A 1,180-nucleotide genomic window follows, 5' to 3' on the forward strand; every position below is an offset into this window, starting at 1 on the left:
AAGGAAATTAGAGCGCAAATATTCAGTGTCTATTCAAATCTCTTGCAGCATCAGTTGGGATGGGGCTGACCCTGCCAGTGGACTCACGGACAACCAGCTCCGGTTCGAACATGAGCACATCCCGCCGTCTGGAAAGCTTGTGGTTGTCCATCATAGCCAGAACCCCGTTGACCATGGACTGGCAGATTTTGTCGACCGGCTGGTGGACCGAAGTCAGGGAGGGGGATATGTCACTCATGAAGGGGGAGTCGTCGTATCCGGCGACAGAGACATCGCCGGGGACGGACAGATTCATGCTCCGTGCGGCCCTTATGGCACCCAGGGCCAACTGATCACTTGCACAGGCGATGGCAGTGACGCCCTGTTCCAGAAGGGTCCGGGCAGCCATCCTGCCGGAGTCCACCCCATAGGTGGTCCAGGCTGTAGGGGCCTGGTCGGGGCTGAAACCTTTCTCCTTGAACAATCGTTGGGCCGCCTGGTGCTTGAGGATGGAGGGGTAGTGGTTCCTGTCGCCGAGTAGGAGTCCGATCCGATTGTGCCCCAGATCGATCAGGTGATGAAGGACCATAGTGATGGCCGCCTCATCGTCGGTCCCGACGAAAAGGCCGTCCATGTTACGCGGGGTGCTGTTGAGGAATGCGCAAGGGATATTGCGGTCGGTAAGACTCCGGTAAATGGACAGGTTGGTGTCTTTGGTGTCATAGCTCCCAGCCAGGAAGATCGCAGCACTCAAGGGTTGACCTTGCAACATGGTCAAAAAGCCGGCCTCCGATGTTCCTGACGGTGTGTAAACACAGACGATGGGCAGAAGTTGGTGTTGGGCCAGGAGGGTGACCAGGGTGGTGATGAACTTGGGAAAAATCGGGTTGGACAAATCCGGCGCGATAATGGCAACCAGGCGGGTGCCGCTGCGCTGCAGGCGCTCCTTGGACATTCCCATGGAGGATAGGGTGTTCAGGACGGTGTTCCTTGTGTCGTCCGATACCCCCGGTTTGTTATTGATGACACGGGAGATTGTGGCCTGGCTCACTCCGGCCTTTTCGGCTATGTCGGCAAGTCGTGTATTCATTGTCTTCCCCCGCGAATCGATAGTTTTGTTATTTCCAATCATTACATAAATGGTAGATAGTTATTCAGACTAAGACGAATAATAGATGCAAATTTGCGCAACGAATACACA

The 1,180-nt window shown here is 55.1% G+C and carries 1 protein-coding gene; it reads right to left on the reverse strand.

Annotation, left to right across the window (positions count from 1 at the left end; translation table 11 throughout):
* Positions 1-22: 22 nt before the first annotated feature.
* Complete coding sequence (locus H3T93_RS09070) at positions 23-1,069, reverse strand: LacI family DNA-binding transcriptional regulator (protein ID WP_046322541.1); 1,047 nt, start codon at positions 1,067-1,069, stop codon at positions 23-25.
* Positions 1,070-1,180: the final 111 nt, after the last annotated feature.

It is taken from the genome of Bifidobacterium sp. M0404 (assembly GCF_016101415.1).
GTDB classification, from domain to species: domain Bacteria; phylum Actinomycetota; class Actinomycetes; order Actinomycetales; family Bifidobacteriaceae; genus Bombiscardovia; species Bombiscardovia polysaccharolytica.